The 1,555-nt window shown below is 37.4% G+C and carries 1 protein-coding gene; it reads left to right on the forward strand.

Annotation, left to right across the window (positions count from 1 at the left end; translation table 11 throughout):
• The coding region (locus tag DMP16_RS09780; protein ID WP_143577181.1) for an APC family permease at nt 1–1,457 on the forward strand (1,457 nt) is incomplete at its 5' end.
• Nucleotides 1,458–1,555: the final 98 nt, after the last annotated feature.

Here is a 1,555-nt window from a genome sequence, read left to right on the forward strand (position 1 = left end):
GAGTAGGATTAGCTACTTTATTGCTAATAATATTATTTTTTATAAATTATTTTGGAATAAAAGTGCTGGGAAAAACTAACTCTGGAATAACAGCTTGGAAACTGATAATACCCACGATAACTTTCTTACTATTATTCTCAGCCTTCAATGCAAAGAACTTTACCGCGTATGGAGGGTTATTTCCTAGTAATGTAGCATATGCCAGCTCTGGAATAGTAGGTCCGGCTGCGATGCTTTACGCAATACCTTCAACAGGTATAGTGTTCGCTTACTTAGGATTCAGACAGGCCGTGGAATATGCAGGCGAAGCCAAAAACCCACAGAGAGATGTTGGAAGAGCAGTAATATTCGCATTACTAATAGCTATCGTAATTTACACACTATTGCAAGTATCATTTATAGGAGCTATAGATTGGAAAGCGGCTGGTATTACGACTCCGGGGAATTGGACAGCTTTACTCTCAAGTCCTTGGTCAACTGGACCATTTTATAGCGAAATTACGGCTGCTGGAAAGGCACTAAGCCTAGCTGCTCTGATTTATTGGGGCTACATATTACTTATAGACGCGGTAATTTCTCCTAGCGGAACTGGTCTAATTTACATAGGAACTACGACTAGAACGTTTTACGGAATATCAATGGATGGTTACTTTCCCAAATTCTTCATTACATTAAATAAGTATAGAATACCCATATGGTCACTAATAGCATCTTTAATTTTAGGTTTCATTTTCCTATTGCCATTCCCAAGTTGGTATCTTTTAGTAGGCTTCATCTCTTCAGCTACTGTGTTGACATACATTATGGGTGGTATTGGATTACAGACCTTAAGGAGAACTGCCCCAGATCTGAAGAGAACTATTAAAGTACCGGCAGCAAGCGTAATAGCTTCAATAGCTACAATAGCTGCTATACTAATTCCATACTGGTCTGGTTTTACTACACTTTACTATGTGTTCTCAGCATTATTCATAGGCGTACCCATTTTCTGGATGTATTATGCAGTTAGGGAGTTAGGTATGAATAGAAGTTTAGGTATTGGATTAGGCATAGCACAGTTACTTGCAAATATTGGATTAGCTTATTTTGGATACGTCAACATCATTACTGCATCTTCTGCAACAACTGGTGATTTAATCAGAAGCTTCCTATTATATTTCTTAGGTTTCTTAGGAATGCTAGTAATTCCGACAATTGTAGGTTATACCACGGTCAATAATAAAGGAAGACAGTATATAAAGAGCGGATTCTGGGTAATTTTCTTGATACTAGCAACTTACATTCTAAGTTTCTTTGGAGGATTCGGTCCGTTAGGTACGTCTGCTCCAATACCATTCCCATACGACACTATAGTAATGGCAATAGTGGGGTTAGCATTTTATTTCTTCGCGGTCTACAGTGGTTTCAGAACAGACGAGATAGAAAGTATAATAAAAGAACAAACGGAGAGCCCCTAAAAGAGAAAAGTTTATCTTTTTTATCTTCTCTTTTCTATTATGTCAAATCAGAAAAAGGTATTATTTTTAGTTGGAGAAGAGTTTGAAGATATAGAGGT

The organism is Sulfolobus sp. B1, assembly GCF_007050195.1.
Taxonomy (GTDB): domain Archaea; phylum Thermoproteota; class Thermoprotei_A; order Sulfolobales; family Sulfolobaceae; genus Saccharolobus.